The organism is Desulfitobacterium sp. PCE1 (assembly GCF_000384015.1).
Lineage (GTDB): Bacteria > Bacillota > Desulfitobacteriia > Desulfitobacteriales > Desulfitobacteriaceae > Desulfitobacterium > Desulfitobacterium dehalogenans.
The window spans coordinates 100,910-116,985 of the sequence record NZ_KB913023.1 but is presented as its reverse complement, the minus strand read 5'-3'; the positions used below and the strand labels follow the sequence as shown (position 1 = coordinate 116,985).

The window sequence follows — 16,076 nt, the reverse complement described above, 5'->3', positions numbered from 1 at the left end:
TATAATCTGATTATACCTTTCCCACTTCCACTGTAAAACATTAAACTTAACAACCAAGGGGTTTTATAAAAAGCTTATCCGGGTCGGGTAGCTTTACGCACATCGCTCACTCAATAGCTCCAGAGCTGGTTAACTCGCTTTCTTAACAGCTACGCCAAACCTCTGGGCAATACCTGATGTGAACCGGTGGCTCCGCTATGTTAAGAAAGCCTCGTTAACCCGACCGCCCTTCCGCTAAAGCCGTTCGCTCTTGTGCGTAAAGCTACGCTCACGGATTTTCTTTTCGACTCTTTTCTGGGGTCTTTTTTTAAAGTAGCCATCCATGCCGCGGGGTGGCATCAGCAGCATGAAAACGGCTCGGGTCAGGTAGCTTGTCCGACATCCGCGCCACTCAAGCCCGAAAAGCAGCCTAAGGATTTTGCTTTAAGGCAGAGAACGGATTCTAAGCGAGCAGGTAAGCAATCTTCGCGAAAAGACTGCAGCGGAGTCGGGTTGGAAACAGGACGTTTCCAACCGCCCATTGAGAACAAGTGCGAAAGCAGTGCTTTCGAGGAGCGATTTGGGCACGAAAGCCGAATAAGGGTTTCGCCCAAGCCGCCACAGAGACTACTTAGCGGCGCAGGTAGACCCGGCGCAGCGGAGGTCTTGAGCGATTAGATTGCTCCGCGCAGCTTATAGAGTGAACGCCGAAAGCAAAATCCTGGAGAATCAGCTTTCGAGAAGCCGATGCCTAACGAAAATAAGCCCCAGAAAATTTCTTCCTGGGGCAAAGCCAGATGACTTATTTTAGAAGAGACCAGTAATGCGCCCTTCAGCGTCAATATCCATTCTTAAGGCAGCAGGACGCTTAGGGAGTCCGGGCATAGTCATAATAGCACCGGTAATGGCTACAAGGAATCCGGCACCCGCGGATAGACGGAGCTCACGGACTGTAATGGTAAAGCCTGTTGGACGGCCAAGAACATTCTGATCATCGGTTAAGGAATACTGGGTCTTAGCCATACAAATGGGTAATTGACCATAACCTAATTCATCATATTTCTTCATGGAGGTTAAGGCCTCTTTAGTGAAGTTCACACCATCGGCACCATAAACCTCTTTACATATGGTCTCGATCTTCTTAGCGATAGGCTGATCCAATTCATAGAGAACATGGAAATTGGATTCTTTATTATCAACAATATCGATAACCGCTTTTGCCAGTTCTATACCGCCTTCTCCGCCTTTTGTGAAGACTTCCGATAAGGCAAACTCAGCCCCCAGCTGGCGGCAACGTTCTGCTACAAACTCTAATTCTGCTTCGGTATCGGTGGGGAAGCGATTGATAGCTACTACTGCAGGCACACCAAATTTGCCGATATTCTCAATATGCTTTTCAAGGTTCACGATTCCTTTTGCTAAAGCTTCCAGATTCTCAGGCCCTAAATCTTCCTTAGCGACTCCGCCATTCATCTTAAGAGCGCGGACTGTCGCTACGATGACGGTTGCCGCCGGCTTCAGCTCGGCGAAGCGGCATTTCAGATCGTAGAATTTCTCAGCGCCAAGATCAGCACCGAATCCAGCTTCAGTAATGACATAATCAGCAAGCTTCATTGCCATTTTGGTGGCTACGACGCTGTTACAGCCGTGAGCAATATTGGCAAAAGGGCCTCCATGAATAAATACAGGAGTGTTCTCCAGAGTTTGAACTAAATTGGGTTTAATAGCATCTTTCATGAGCAGAGCCATAGAACCTTCAGCTTCCAGATCATGAGCAGTAACCGCCTTGCCGTCATAGGTGTAAGCTACCACAATCCGGCCAAAGCGCTCTTTCAGATCCATAAGATCCTTGGCTAAGCAGAGAATCGCCATAATTTCGGAAGCCACTGTGATATCAAAGCCGTTTTCCCGAGGAATTCCTTCAGTACGACCACCTAAGCCAATCACAATTTTGCGTAAAGCCCTGTCATTCATATCCATAACCCGACGGAATACAATTTGACGAGGGTCGATGTTTAAAAGATTGCCTTGTTGAATATGGTTATCTAAAAGTGCTGCCAACAAATTATGAGTCGAAGTAATGGCGTGGAAATCACCTGTAAAGTGGAGATTGATATCCTCCATCGGCACAACTTGAGCATATCCGCCGCCTGCAGCCCCACCCTTAACACCAAAGCAAGGGCCCAGGGAAGGTTCACGCAATGCAATCATGGCTTTCTTGCCAATCTTAGACATAGCTTGTCCTAAGCCAACTGTTGTCGTTGTTTTTCCCTCACCGGCAGGGGTAGGATTAATGGCAGTCACTAAGATGAGTTTACCATCGGGTTGATCCTTAAGGCGTTCCCAAGCACTGAAATTGACCTTGGCTTTGTATTTGCCATAAAGCTCAATCTCATCCTCCAGAAGATCCAATCCCTGAGCGACCTCCGTAATCGGTTTCATCGTCGCCTCTTGTGCAATTTCGATATCGGTTTTCAATTAAAATTCACTCCTTTTTCCACTCTTTCTTCTCGGACTATGAAAGTCCCTTTTCCAAATCCTTGAAAACTCCAGTCCAATTATACTAATTCGGCGAGAATATAAGATTCCCTGCTTGGATGCTAATAAATTTTTTGAAAATTATAAAATTTCCCCATTGGAAAAAGAACTTTTTATAGAACTAGGATTAAGGGTTTTTTACAGGAGATACTCCTTTATAGGAAGGAATTTGAACGGTTTTTCTGGACACGCTGACACTCATCCCTAAGCGTTTCAAATCTGGGGCTTCCAACTTTGTGAAATAATCCAGGAGTTGATCCTGATTCCCACTGGCGAGGATTTCATAGGGGACTCCTTCCGTTCGAGTGAAGGGAACTTGATTAATAAGTTTGGTGGTCCCGCTGTAAACGATGGAGGTTGAGGCAACAATCCGCTGACCGTTAATGCTAATCGCTTCCGCTCCAGCAAACTTTAGGGTATTGATTATTTTGAGCAAATCATCGTTGCTCAGAGGAAACACCACTTTATGCTCCTGCTGCCGGTCATCAATGGTAATCATGATCCCCGGACCTTGGACATTCACCGTACCGTCCATCATCCGATAGCGGTCCAACTCGGCGAGAAGGGCCGGACTGGTTCCTCCTTGGGTACGGGCTTGTTCCAACTGGGTTGTTAAGGCTGCGTGCTGCTCCTGAAGCAGCTTGTTTTCCTCTTGAGCTTCTGCCAGGAAATCTCTGGCGGAAGCGGCTCTTTGTGCTTGGAGCTTCTCCAGTTCGACTACGCTTTTCTGAGTCTGCATCTGCAATGTGAGTAAGAATCCCAAGACTAAGGCCACCAAAGTCAAGGGTATGGCCAGGGTACGCTTCTTCATTATTTCGCCTCCTTCATAGGTTCAGAATAGCGAAATTGCTGAGTCTTACCTGCCGGTATGACAAGGGGCTCCGTTGGCACCTCAAGTTTTCTTGTGATTCCATATTGTTGCTGATATTCACCCAAGCGGTCCCAGAAGTAAAAGTTCAAGGCCGACTGCAAATAGTTTACATCTCCTACAGCTTCAATCACATAGGGAGGCATTTGACGGGTCTGGCCAATCTGAATGAAGGCCCCGCTGCAAAAAATTTCCGTGCTGCCAATAATCCGCTGCCCATTGACCGCGATAGCTTCAGCCCCGCCGCTCCAGAGCGAGTTGATAATCTGGCGGATGTACTCTTCGTGAATCAGGTAATAATTGATATCCTCGTTATTAATATCCCGATTCGGTGCATCGTCCAGAGTAATTCGTATACCGGGTCCGGTGACCTTTGTCAGCCCGGCATTGCGTTTCGCTGTTTCCAGTTGTTCGAGAACTACTTTAGAGGCATTCTGGCCTTCTTGGAATTTAGCCAACTCTTCTTTAAGCTTCGTAATATCATTTTTTAATTGTTCGTTTTCTTGGCCGGTCTGAATCAATGAAGCTAGGGTTGTATCTGTTCTCGCAGTGGATCCTGTAGCCCCTGTCGCTTTCAGCAAGGATATGAATAAAATACCTAAGATAAGGCTTGCCACCGTAAGGATCATTTTGCCGTTTTTCGGCAAGTTCATGGTTAATACACCTCTAACTCTTATCAAGAATATATTTTCTTAAAAAGGACACCGAAATCGGTGTCCTTTTTAATTCGCTCTATTTATCACTGAACTAACCCGCCCTAATGCTCCGCCTCTATAGGCGGCGGGGCCCAAGGGCGGTTAAGTCCAGTATGGACTCGACTAACTTTAAGTGGGGGACGAATCCCCCCACTTAAAGAAGTCTCGTTCAATCGCTAAGCCACTCTTCGCCAGCTTTACGATATTCACAAAGTTCTTCGGGTTTAAAATAGAGGGCAATCTCCCGCCCTGCACTGGCCACGGAATCCGAGCCATGGATTACATTGCGGCTGATATCCATGCCAAAGCTTCCGCGAATAGAGCCGGGATTGGCATTGGCAGGGTTGGTAGCTCCCATAAGCTCCCGAGCAAGAGCCACTACATTTTTACCTTCCCAAACCATAGCCACTACCGGAGAAGACATAATATATTGGACCGTGGGTTCAAAAAAGCTCTTCCCCTTGTGCTCAGCGTAATGTTGTTCAGCCAAGGTCTGGTCAACACTCATGAGCTTCATTCCTACCAATTTACAACCCTTTGCTTCAAAGCGTGCGATAATTTGCCCAACCAACCCGCGCTGTACAGCATCCGGCTTGAGCATGATAAAGGTCTTTTCCATAGCCATCCTCCCTAGTCAATCTTATTTTTTTCTTCTTCTAAGGTTGACCCGCTTAATCCCCCGACTTCCGTCCTACCTTCTCCCTCCACAGAGGTCTCCCTTGTGGTCGGTAAAAGATCTTCATTTTCTGTTGTATTATTTTCAGCCTCTGACGGATCTGAGACTTGTGCGGTTTCCACTGGTTTATCAAATTGGGCCATAAGTTCGGCAAATTCTTTGGCTTCAATGGTTTCTTTCTCCATCAAAGTCTGGGCGATGGCGTTGAGCTTATGCATGTTCTCCTGAATAATGGTCTGGGCCTTTAAATAGCACTCATCGATAATACGGCGTGCCTCTTTATCGATAGCATAAGCTACCGCTTCACTGTAATTGCGATCCCGGGCAATATCCCGTCCTAAGAACACTTGCCCTTCCTTTTGTCCAAAGGTAAGAGGTCCAAGCTCCTCGGACATTCCCAGCTCTGTAATCATCTTACGCACAAGACCTGTAGCCCGCTCTAAGTCATTGGAGGCTCCGGTGCTGATCTCTTGAAGAACTAAGGCCTCTGCGACCCGGCCACCTAAGAGCATGGTTACTTGATCCAATAAATGAGACTTTGTCATATAGTTGCGATCTTCCTTAGGAAGGAGCAAAGTATAACCGCCGGCCCGTCCCCGGGGAATAATGGATACCTTGTGCAAGGGATCCGTATGGGTCAGCATCTCTCCTACTAAAGCATGGCCTGCTTCATGGTAAGAAACCAATTTCTTTTCAAAGTCACTGATGACCCGGGCCTTTTTCTCCGGTCCGGCAATAACCCGCTCTACGGAATCCTCAAGAGCATTCATCTTGATCTCCTTCTCATTCCGACGAGCGGAAAGCAAGGCCGCCTCATTGACAAGATTGGCAAGGTCTGCTCCGGTAAATCCCGGTGTGCGGCGGGCTAAGACATCCAACTCTACATCACTATTCATGGGTTTACCTTTAACATGAACTTTTAAGATCTCCTCACGACCTCTGACGTCGGGAACATCCACTACCACTTGGCGGTCAAAACGTCCCGGGCGCAACAAGGCCGGGTCGAGGATATCAGGACGGTTGGTGGCAGCAATAATAATGATCCCTTCATTCCCGTTAAAACCGTCCATCTCAACGAGAAGCTGGTTCAGAGTCTGCTCCCGCTCATCATGGCCGCCCCCCAGGCCGGCACCTCTTTGACGACCTACGGCGTCGATCTCGTCAATAAAGACGATACAAGGGGCATTCTTCTTGGCTTGTTCGAATAAATCACGAACCCGGGATGCTCCCACCCCGACGAACATCTCCACAAAGTCTGAGCCACTGATACTAAAGAAGGGAACCCCAGCCTCCCCTGCCACAGCTCGGGCCAGAAGAGTTTTACCGGTTCCGGGAGGGCCAAAGAGAAGAACTCCTTTGGGAATTTTAGCTCCCAATTCATTGAACTTCTTAGGAAACTTCAGAAATTCCACAACTTCCTCAAGCTCTTCCTTCACCTCATCGGCTCCCGCCACATCGTCAAAGGTGACCTTTTTCTTTTCATCCGTAACCAGCTTAGCCCGGCTTTTCCCGAATTGCATAACCCGGTTGCCGCCTCCTTGGCTCTGCTGCATCATAAAGAAGAAAAAGCCCACGATTAAGAGAATCGGCAGTAAAGTAGTAACCAAACCGGCCCACCAAGGTGTCGTAGCCGGCGGATTGGTCCGCATGCTCACATTATGTTCGAGCATTTGCTGAGACAGAGCAGTGTCACCCGACGGACCGAGTACCACATGCTGTTGACCATCTTTGGTTTTGACTTCATAGGTATTGACATTATCATCGGTACTGATTACAACTTCCGCAACCTGATCTGTAACCACCGCATTATAGAACTTGGTGTAATCCATATCTAAGGGCTGAGTTGCCGGTGGGTTGGCCCATCTTATGAGCATAATCGCAATGAGAATAATCAGTAAATAAACCGCAGCGTTTTTGAAAAATTTCAAACGTCTGGTCCTCCCCTCTTCTGAGAAAAAAATGTCTCATTTTACAAAGACAATATTACATATTATACCACGGGAAAGCCCCTTTTACAACGAATCCGGCCCTTCTTCTTCCCTTTCCTTTTCCCAAGCTTCAAAAAGCTTATCCTTAGATGCTTTGCAACATCTCAGCGTTTAACAAGAACACCAACAGCTCCCCCTCCCTGGCGAAGGGGATAACGATCTCCCCTCTTCACTCCAGGTATCCAGAGAATCTCATTCTCCAGTGCCAGAAGAGGAATCTCCTGTCGTTGATTAGCCGGTACTTTGGCATCCTGGAAAACCTTTTTGAGGGACTTATGCCCTAATCCTGCAATCCACAGGCTGTCTCCATCCCGCCGATACCGCCATTGCAGCTTGTCACCGTTTCTTATTAAACCTTGCCCATCGAAGAAGACTTTATCCACACATTGACCTGGATAATCTTCGTCATCAGCTTCATTTTCCAAGCTGAAAAGACCAACCTGCCAATTCTGCCCCTCTCTATCCCGCCAAGGGATCCATTCACCCCAATTGGCGTCTATAGGTAAAGATGGGGATAGAATACCCGCGGATTCATTAATATATTGCCCCCAGTCCGCCCTTTGAAACCATACCCCTTGATAATCTATCTCGATTTTTAGTCCCGGCAGATCCTGGCTCCAGCCCACCTGGCCCTGAGAAGCCATAACCTGCTCTACATAGTGAAAGGCAATTCCTCGGGGTTCTCCGGAGACCAGCGTGGCAGCTCTGCGAATCAATCGGGATAACATGGCTTTGGGAAGGTCGAAGATTGTCCCCCTCAAACCCACCCTATGCTCTGTGCTAAAGATAGCAAACTTTTTCCAAGCGGCCCGGACTCCCTCTTCCAGGTATTCCTCATCCCAACGTAAAACCTCAGCCGTACGCCCTAGAGTCTCTACAATCTTAGGGTTGTATTCCCGCTGAAGTTCCGGTAACAGCTGTAAGCGGATTTTATTTCTGGCATAGATGGGCTCCTCATTAGAGCAATCTAAAGCATAAGGTAAGTTCTCATTTCGACAATATTCTAGGATATCCTCCTTAGTCACCGAAAGAAGGGGACGGATCAGCTCACCCTTTTGCGGATAAATTCCCGCCAAGCCCGCTGTACCGCTCCCCCGCAGGAGGCGGTAAAGTACGGTTTCTGCTTGATCCCCGAGATGATGAGCCGTCGCAAGCAGGGTGCAATTTTCTTTCCTCATATCTTCCTTCCAGCAGGCATACCGCCATTCACGAGCAGCGGTCTGAAAGGATTTTCCCACCGACTTAGCATATTCTTTGGAATCAAAACGATGAATAAGACAAGGAATCTCCCAATCCCTTGCCATGCTTTTTACCATCTTCTCTTCATCATCCGATTCCTCACGTACCCCATGATGGACATGAGTTATAACGAGAGTGATCTTTTGCTCCTTCATTTCCTTAACATAACGCCACAGTATGTGGGCAAGAGCCATAGAATCGGGCCCTCCCGAAACAGCCATCAAAACCCGGGAGCCGGGCACAATGAGCTGTGGCAATACCTGCTGCTTTAGTTTTTCATACAATGCCCCTGACCCTCCCTGCGGTTATTCAAAAAACGTTCTTTTTCACCACCAGGACGACTCCATCGTCCGCCATGTCATTGCCGCTCATGGCACGCGCTTCCCCCACGATAGCCTCAGCCAATTCCTGGGCGGTCTGTGGATGTTGGCGATCCAAGAACTTTTTCAACCAATCCTTCCCATCTTTTAGTATATCCTGAATTCCGTCCGTAACAAGCACTAAATACTCTTCAGAGCGTAATTTTTCTTCGATAACCGGAATCTCCACATGGTTTAATATCCCTACAGGCAGACTGGAGGACTGAAACATATGAACTTTATCCTCGCGGACAATATAGGAAGGGCAGGCACCTACTTTAATCAACGTAAGATCATCGGACTCACAATCGATGATACCGATATCCAAAGTAACAAAGCTCTCCTCCGGGGAACGCAGGACCAAAATGGAATTCAACGCCTGAATAGCACTTTCCGGTTCAAAACCTGTGGTCAGGAGCTGCTCCAAAAGATTCAAGGCTGTGGAGCTCATCTTGGCAGCCCCCTCCCCTACACCCATGCCGTCACTGACGATGAAGGCGTGCTTGGTGGGGGAAAAGGCCAATGAGGCATAATTATCTCCGGATATACTGTTCCCTTTCTTCGTAAAAGCGGCCACTCCCACATCCAAGAACTGTTTGCGCCGCCGGGCCAGACTGGCCGGTTTGACCTGCTCCACATTGTGGCGGGCATTAAGCTCCTTGGCCAAGTGGCCGATGACTTGGGAAACACTTTGGAATTGACGGGCTAAGGCTTCCTGATTAGCTGTCAGCCTGGAGCGCCAGGATTCTATGCTTTTTTCATGCTCCATAATAAACTGGACCCCCAGCAGCATTTCCTTAAGCTTCCCGCAATGACGCTTCCATTCCACAGGGAGATTCTGTACATTAATATCTTCCTCCCGTTCTACCCATTCGAACAGATTGAACAGCAGGTGGTAGGTCCGATAAAATTCACGAGTCCAGCAGGTGTCAAGGGTGGGACAATTCTTGCAGACTCGTTCCACTAAAACATTCATCAGTTCCGGAATCTCCGGTTTGGACTTTCCTACTTCAGCCTCTGCTGCCTGGGCACTGTAAGCAATTTGATCAAAAATGTCCGCTACCGTCTTCACCTTCGTCACTGTGGACTCTACTTCCGGCATGGGCTTGTCCTTCAAAAAATCGTGTTGGGAGGTTGTGCTGGGGAAAAGCAAAAAGAGCAACAGACCAATCCCCGAAGATAACAACTGTGAATAAAGCACCTCCGGCTGAAGGTAGACAGTGAACATCAGGGTAATACTCATAAAGGCGACCCCAAGCCCCAATTTTCCCAGCTTCTGAAAAGCTCCTGTACCAAAACCCGCCAGACCATAAATTCCGGCAGCCATTAGGTTCTGGGGATTAAACTCCAACTGAGGGAGAAAACCCAACATGGCTCCCACCCCAGCTGCTGCCCCTGCTCCAAAACGCTGGGCAATGAAAAGAATGAAAAAGCTCAGAACCACTACCGAGAAGTTAATCTCTTTAAACATAATGCCATGCAAGCCGCTCAACACCCCGATAAGAATGAGCAGCCAGGCCATTCCCTGTTCACGGGTAAAGCTTCCCCGCCAGAGGGCATCTTGATAACGCAAAGCAAACCAAAAAACCACCGTCAGGCCACCATTAAGGATGCCGAGTACTGCGGCTTTCATCCCCAATGAGACTTCGAATTGTCCGAAACTCAGCACCGCCAAGGCAACACCCCCCGTTACAAGGGCCGTGGAAAGCCCGAGATAAAGGCTCTCCCGTTTGTTGCCGCGAAGCCTGGGCACGAAAAGACTCAGGATGAGCAGAGTCAATAGAATCTCCAACCCGGAAGCCAAGTCCTTCAGGAACAAGGAGGTCACTCCCGCCGTCACCCCCAGCAGTCCCATGATGGTGCCTTTGCGTCCATGAAGCATTAATGCCGCTCCAAAGGCTATCCCAAAGGGGTATAACCCCAAGATACTTCCGCGGGCTATCAGCAATCCTAATAAAAAAGGCCAAAAATGTCCCTCTAAAGTCAGCTTTTCCTTGCGCAAACCCTGCTTGGGTTTCAACGTCGCCCATTCAGCCATAATCTCACCTCTTACCATATAATACCAACATTATACCTGATGACTATGGCAAAGCTTGTCTAGGGAAGGCAGGGATTTGGATTACTTTTCGACTCATTTCATGAATATCGCCTTAATCCTTGTCTTTTCACTCTCAACCTTCAGAATTCTACAACAAAAGATCCTCCGCTCATGTTCAGCATGACACCGTAATGACGGTCTAGTCCTGCTTAACAGAGCGAAGGATGCTAAAAAGACCGCCTTTCAGCGGTCATTTATTCTATAGCACCTCAAGCTTCTAGTATCGGCTTGATCCTCTTCCCCCGCGCTTTGATTCAGTGGCACGACGGAATTCCAGCTGCCGTTCATCGCTATCCTTAATAAACTTGGCTAGTTTGTCTTCAAAGGATACGGTTGGCTGGCGACGTTCCCGTGTCGTATTTCTTGGGCTCGGGTTAGCCTGTTTAATCGATAGTCCAATTTTCCCTTTTTCATCCACATGGATGACTTTGACCTTAACACGATCTTGTTCCTTCAAATAATCCCTAACATCTTTAACATATGCATCTGCAACTTCTGAGATGTGCACGAGGCCTGTGACTTTCTCGGGTAATTCCACAAAAGCACCGAAATTGGTAATTCCCGTTACTACACCCTCAACTATAGTGCCAACCGCAATGGCCATACGAAGCAAACTCCTCCTTGTGATGATTTAAGTCATTATTTTTATTATATCTGTCTGCTGAGAGGACTGTCAAGATAACAAGTCCTGAACAGCTTTACATTTTATACAAAACCCTGGGGTATTTTATTCCATTTTAGGTGCAATACGAATCTCACCCTTACGGACTAAACCTAATTGCTCCCTTGCCAGCTGTTCGATATAACTGGGGGTGTTCAATCGCAGAATTTCTTCCTCAAGGAGTTTTTGTTGCTGAAGTAAATTCTCCTTCTCCTGATTAAGCTGGGCAACGCTCTGATTAACTTCTTTACGGAGTTCGTAAAGCTGATAAGCAGAGCTCAATAATACAAAAAAGGCAAACAAGACAACAAGCGCGGATAGAGGCCGGAAACGGCGCTTTCTGGTCTTGGGGCGGGACTCTTTAATTGTCGGATTCATCTTCGTCAAAATCAAACCCTCCTAGACCTAATTCAGCCTCCGGAATAATACACACAATCTCATAGCCCTTCCCCTTAGCCCGATTAAGCAAGGTTGCTACGGAGCTGGGACTGAGATGCAATTTCTTGGCAATCTGTTCCTGAGACTTTCCGCTTTCCTTTAAGATAACGGCTTGACGTTCCCTAAAGCTCAGCTTCTCCAAACCCCGAATTTCTAAATGCACAACATACACCTGTCTTATGCAAATTATGTCATCTCTATATCCATTCCCACAAGTTATCCACAAGTTGTGCTTAACTTGTGGACAAAACATGGACAAACTGCGGACAAAGACACTACAAACTGTGGACATCTTCTATTATACAGATGCCCACCCCTTTAATCAATCCTCTTCTGTTAATTTTACCCATTAGTCCTAGGCGGAAAGAGACGATCCCGGAGACTTATCATTTTTTTGCGGGTTTTCGCTATGGGTTCTCCAAAGAATGCCTCCGCTATACGAAAAATCAATAGACTGAACCACCGTAAAACAGCATAGGGAGGGACCATGAGTACAGCCAGTATCTTAAAGGGAAACTTCAGCACCTGCAGAATAAGCCAGGCACACCCTTCTATGAATCGGTAGCATTTAAAAAACAACCAAAGAATTATCTTGCTGAGGATTCGTGTATACAGAAACAACCCCAATACACTTCCCCACACAATATAAAACCGAAAATCCAAATGATTGGCCCTGAGAAAGAATTTAAAAAGAAGGAACAGTGCCACAACAGAGAAGATCAAATCTCCGACCATTGTTGTTATTTTTCCCCACCTCAGCCATTTACCCAAGGAGCGATAAAAATCAAAAACAAAGCCCACTGCCGCACCGGCTGCAACGACCCAAATCAAGGCTTCAAAGTCAGAAATCTTTCTCCCCCCTCTCCTTCCCTATCCAATCGCCCTCAGGCATGTCTACCTAGGCAATCAGCGGAAGATTTTAGCCCAAGCATTTTGTCTCGATCCTGAATTGCGGGGATACACCAAAGCATCGATCTGGCCCTCCACCTCCACTTGTCCGGCTTTGAGATCCAGATGTTTAATCCCTAATTTATCCCCTTTGATGCTCAGTACCCCTTGAATGGTCTCCAACAATATTTCCTTCGGATCAAAGGATTGCACTTTAGACACCCCGGTTAATGAAAGGAATTGCCGATTATCCATGGTCAGCCGGTGATTGGATGGATTTTTTTCCATTCCTCCCAGCCCTCCTTTTTCCATTTTTCTTCTTAAACCATATTCCTGGAAGGGCTAATTTATGCCATATTTAGAGCAATACAAAAAAACAAGGCCAGTCTCTCCCTTCATCCGAAAATGAGAAACTAACCTCGTTTATAGCCGGTCACTGAATATACAGCGCCCTTAGGGCTGCTCTGAAAGAGACCTGAAAGCTGATTCTCCAGGATTTTGCTTTCGGCGTTCACTCCATAAGCTGCGCGGAGCAATCTAATCGCTCAAGACCTCCGCTCCGTCGGGTACACCTGCGCCGCTAAGTAGTCTCTGTGGCATTGGCGGCTTGGGCGAAACCCTCGCCCGGGTTTCGTGGCCAAATCGGCTCCTCGAAAGCACTGCTTTCGCACTTGTTCTCAATGGCCGGTTGGAAACGTCCTGTTTCCAACCCGACTCCGCTGCAGTCTTTTCGCGAAGATTGCTTACCCGCTCGCTTAGAATGCGTTCTCTGCCTGAAAGCAAAATCCTTGGGCTGCCTTTCAGGCTTGAGCGAGCGGGGCGTTATGGGAAATGTGGGGCAAGCCGCCTGACCCGAGCCGCTTTTTCCGTCTTTACCGACGCCGCTTGAGCGGCATGGTCGGTTACCTTAAGAAGGACCTTACAAAGGCCCCAGGACACCAAGGGAAAGTTGAAAAAGACCCGCAAGCGTAGCTTTACGCACAAAAGCGAATGGCTTTTAGCGGAGGGGCGGTCGGGTCAACGAGGCTTTCTTAACGTAGCGCAGCCACCGGTTCACATGCAGAAAGCAGCGGGGTTTGGCGTAGCTGTTAAGAAAGCGAGTTGACCAGCCCTGGAGCTATTGAGTACGTGAGCTCCGATGAAGAAAGCCTCCGGTGGAGGGTTTCAGGAGCTCACGCCCGAAGGTTCGTTGTGCGTAAAGCTACGCGACCCGAGCAAAAGCTTTCATCCTCTGCCGGCACTCAGCATGGCCGGTTGCTTCAGATATCCCCCTGCTCCCCACGCTTTTCATCCTTCAGCACCTCATAAAGCAAATGAGCCTCATTAGCCTTGGCACTGTTGGGCGTGGAAAGAACCCGCACCTCCAGAAGATGGCGCGCCATCTCAAGGGTCACGATATCCCCTGGCTTAACCTCCGCCGACGGCTTGGCAATCCGACCATTAAGCCGGATTTTTTCTCCTTCACAGATGTCTTTAGCCACCGTTCTGCGTTTAATCAACCGGGAAACTTTTAAATATTTATCAATTCGCATGGTAATCCCCTCAAATGTCGTGTTATCTCGACCCAGCGGTCTATAGTAAAGAAAACCCGGCTTCGCCGAGCATTAAACGCATGCTTGCAAATGAGGCGAAGTCGCTGGTTGCACTTATACTTAGAAAGTATATAGCGCAAGCTTATACTTTCTGACAGTGAGAAAAATCAGGCCCTGACGGACCTGATTTATTTCTCAAAAGATTTATTGTTGGACAGCGTCTTTTAAAGCTTTTCCTGCTTTAAATCCAGGAACCTTAGAAGCTGGAATAACAATAGCTTCTTTGGTTTGAGGATTTCTGCCGGTACGCTCTGCGCGATCTTTCACTTCAAAAGTACCAAAACCAACTAATTGAACCTTCTCGTTTTTTGCCAATGCTTCTTCGATTGAAGCAAATACAGCGTTGACTGCCTTTTCAGCGTCCTTCTTGGATACTTCGGCTTTTTCTGCAACAGCAGCCACTAAATCAGCCTTATTCAAAACGATTCCCTCCCAAATATGTATTGAGTTTCAGCGTTATATTTTCGCGATAAATATTCAAACTCCTGCTTTTATTTCTGGATTGTTACCAATCTCTTTGTTTTTTTCTTTGCTTTTGGCCATTTCCCAATAATGATCCATCTCTTGGAGAGTTAAATCTCCTAGTTTTTCTCCTGCATGAGCCGCTAATTTCTTCATTTCCAGGAAGCGCAATTGAAATTTTCGGATCGTTTTGCGCAAAGAATCTTCCGGGTCACACTTTATGAATCGGGACAAATTAACAAGAGCAAAGAGTATATCTCCGAATTCCTCCTGGATTCCTTTTTGTTCCGCCATGGCCTCTTCTAATTCCCTTAATTCCTCATAGACCTTGGCTAAGGGGCCGTTAACATCCGGCCAGTCAAAGCCGAATTTAGCCACTTTCTTTTGAGTCTTCACCGCCAACATCAAAGCAGGCAGACCCTTAGGAAAATTAAATAATCCTTCTTCAGCATGTTCCCCCTTTTCCTCTTTTTTAATCTGATCCCAATTGCTGAGAACCTCGGCAGAGTTCTTTACCCGGACATCACCGAAGACATGGGGATGGCGGCGAATCATCTTCTCAATGATGCTCTTGAGAACATCTCGAAATTGGAATTCTCCCGCCTCCTGAGCCACTTGAGCATGGAATACTACTTGTAATAATAAGTCTCCCAACTCTTCAGCCAAATTATACATATCCCGGGCCTCAATAGCCTCAAGAACCTCGTAGCTTTCCTCGATAAGATAGGGTTTGAGAGAATCATGAGTCTGCTCGGCATCCCAGGGGCATCCCCCCGGACCCCGCAGGGTACTCATGACCTCCAAAAGCTTGGTCATCGAAATACCCTCATCATAAGGAGGGACAACTACCGTGGTTAAGTGGTCAAATTTCTGATGATCCAACTGATACAAGGGACATTTTAAAACCTTTTGCATTTTTGTCCCCAGAGCCTGAACTACATAGAGTTCAACCTCATCCGGATAGATATCCATTAAATCCAGCTTCACCTCTGAAGCAATAAGACCATCATAAACCTGGGGTACAATCAGCCATTCCTTACCGGTAATCCCGCTTCCTTTAAGGGCATCATAATTGCGCAGCAAAAAACCTTCCACAGGATCCATAGGTATCGCCGAGAAAAGGGGATCGAGAAAGCTCAAGGCCGGATGCACCTTAACCTGAAAGCGTTTCGACAGTTTGTCCACCAAAAGCACAACGCTGCGTTCGGCTACCGTAGGATGACCCGGAACCCCATACACTACTTCAGGGTATCTCTCACACTCCTTCTCCAAACGGTTGACAATCTCCTCATAGACCCTCTCAAAGGAATTCTCCTGCTCATAAAGATAGTCAAAGGATTCCACTTGAAGCCCTTCTGCAAGCAAATCCTGAGCACAGGGGTGGTTGACCGTCCGGAAAAAAATTCGCTGGGCCTGCTTAAGCATCCGATAATCACCAAGGGTCATGGATTCCAGTCCTGCCGGTCCCAAGCCCACCACATGCAATACATTACTCATCGACATCCCTCCTAGACTTCCTCTAGTGTATCACATCCTTATCCCTTAATAAAAATTCATTAAGAAGAGGGTGAGATGGTTATCATAAAAAAAATTGA

16 protein-coding genes are annotated in these 16,076 nt (G+C 47.4%); 1 reads left to right on the top strand and 15 read right to left on the bottom strand.

Annotated features, from left to right (window positions below):
• The first annotated feature begins 252 nt into the window (after positions 1-252).
• Complete coding sequence (locus DESPCE1_RS23545; protein WP_019849136.1) at positions 253-657, top strand: hypothetical protein; 405 nt, start codon at positions 253-255, stop codon at positions 655-657.
• Between the two features lie 129 nt (positions 658-786).
• Here the strand turns inward: DESPCE1_RS23545 and DESPCE1_RS0100565 are convergent, their stop codons facing one another.
• The 15 genes from DESPCE1_RS0100565 to mazG all read right to left on the bottom strand — a co-directional run bounded on the left by DESPCE1_RS0100565 (position 787) and on the right by mazG (position 15,978).
• The gene (locus DESPCE1_RS0100565) at positions 787-2,457 is read right to left on the bottom strand and encodes a formate--tetrahydrofolate ligase (protein ID WP_014792108.1); all 1,671 of its coding nucleotides are present in this window, start codon (positions 2,455-2,457) and stop codon (positions 787-789) included.
• A gap of 187 nt (positions 2,458-2,644) precedes the next feature.
• Positions 2,645-3,328: a DUF881 domain-containing protein gene (locus DESPCE1_RS0100560; protein ID WP_014792107.1), complete on the bottom strand. Its 684-nt coding sequence runs from the start codon at positions 3,326-3,328 to the stop codon at positions 2,645-2,647.
• A complete protein-coding gene (locus DESPCE1_RS0100555; protein ID WP_014792106.1) occupies positions 3,328-4,038 on the bottom strand; it encodes a DUF881 domain-containing protein in 711 nt (236 codons plus the stop codon). The genes DESPCE1_RS0100560 and DESPCE1_RS0100555 overlap by 1 nt, the downstream gene beginning before the upstream one ends.
• Positions 4,039-4,249: 211 nt before the next feature.
• Positions 4,250-4,699, bottom strand: a complete 450-nt coding sequence (gene ndk / locus DESPCE1_RS0100550) for a nucleoside-diphosphate kinase (RefSeq protein ID WP_014792105.1) — start codon at positions 4,697-4,699, stop codon at positions 4,250-4,252.
• A gap of 11 nt (positions 4,700-4,710) precedes the next feature.
• Positions 4,711-6,684: an ATP-dependent zinc metalloprotease FtsH gene (gene ftsH / locus DESPCE1_RS0100545; protein ID WP_014792104.1), complete on the bottom strand. Its 1,974-nt coding sequence runs from the start codon at positions 6,682-6,684 to the stop codon at positions 4,711-4,713.
• A 164-nt stretch (positions 6,685-6,848) separates the two neighbouring features.
• Entirely contained in the window at positions 6,849-8,267 is a 1,419-nt protein-coding gene (gene tilS, locus DESPCE1_RS0100540; protein WP_014792103.1) for a tRNA lysidine(34) synthetase TilS, read from the bottom strand.
• Between the two features lie 25 nt (positions 8,268-8,292).
• The gene (locus tag DESPCE1_RS0100535) at positions 8,293-10,398 is read right to left on the bottom strand and encodes a SpoIIE family protein phosphatase (RefSeq protein ID WP_172637573.1); all 2,106 of its coding nucleotides are present in this window, start codon (positions 10,396-10,398) and stop codon (positions 8,293-8,295) included.
• A 259-nt stretch (positions 10,399-10,657) separates the two neighbouring features.
• On the bottom strand, positions 10,658-11,044 hold the full coding sequence (locus DESPCE1_RS0100530; protein WP_014792101.1) for a S1 RNA-binding domain-containing protein: 387 nt from the start codon (positions 11,042-11,044) through the stop codon (positions 10,658-10,660).
• A gap of 123 nt (positions 11,045-11,167) precedes the next feature.
• Positions 11,168-11,479, bottom strand: a complete 312-nt coding sequence (locus DESPCE1_RS0100525) for a septum formation initiator family protein (protein ID WP_019849135.1) — start codon at positions 11,477-11,479, stop codon at positions 11,168-11,170.
• The gene (locus DESPCE1_RS0100520; RefSeq protein WP_014792099.1) at positions 11,463-11,702 is read right to left on the bottom strand and encodes a sigma factor-like helix-turn-helix DNA-binding protein; all 240 of its coding nucleotides are present in this window, start codon (positions 11,700-11,702) and stop codon (positions 11,463-11,465) included. The genes DESPCE1_RS0100525 and DESPCE1_RS0100520 overlap by 17 nt, the downstream gene beginning before the upstream one ends.
• A 179-nt stretch (positions 11,703-11,881) precedes the next feature.
• Entirely contained in the window at positions 11,882-12,370 is a 489-nt protein-coding gene (gene yabQ / locus DESPCE1_RS0100515; protein WP_019849134.1) for a spore cortex biosynthesis protein YabQ, read from the bottom strand.
• Positions 12,371-12,445: 75 nt separating this feature from the next.
• Positions 12,446-12,715: a sporulation protein YabP gene (gene yabP / locus DESPCE1_RS0100510; protein WP_014792097.1), complete on the bottom strand. Its 270-nt coding sequence runs from the start codon at positions 12,713-12,715 to the stop codon at positions 12,446-12,448.
• A 971-nt stretch (positions 12,716-13,686) separates the two neighbouring features.
• On the bottom strand, positions 13,687-13,959 hold the full coding sequence (locus DESPCE1_RS0100500) for an RNA-binding S4 domain-containing protein (protein WP_014792096.1): 273 nt from the start codon (positions 13,957-13,959) through the stop codon (positions 13,687-13,689).
• Between the two features lie 204 nt (positions 13,960-14,163).
• Positions 14,164-14,439 carry an HU family DNA-binding protein gene (locus DESPCE1_RS0100495; RefSeq protein ID WP_005814866.1) on the bottom strand — a complete coding sequence of 92 codons (276 nt, stop codon included), beginning with the start codon at positions 14,437-14,439 and terminating at the stop codon, positions 14,164-14,166.
• Positions 14,440-14,496: 57 nt separating this feature from the next.
• The gene (gene mazG, locus DESPCE1_RS0100490; RefSeq protein ID WP_019849132.1) at positions 14,497-15,978 is read right to left on the bottom strand and encodes a nucleoside triphosphate pyrophosphohydrolase; all 1,482 of its coding nucleotides are present in this window, start codon (positions 15,976-15,978) and stop codon (positions 14,497-14,499) included.
• Positions 15,979-16,076 lie beyond the last annotated feature (98 nt).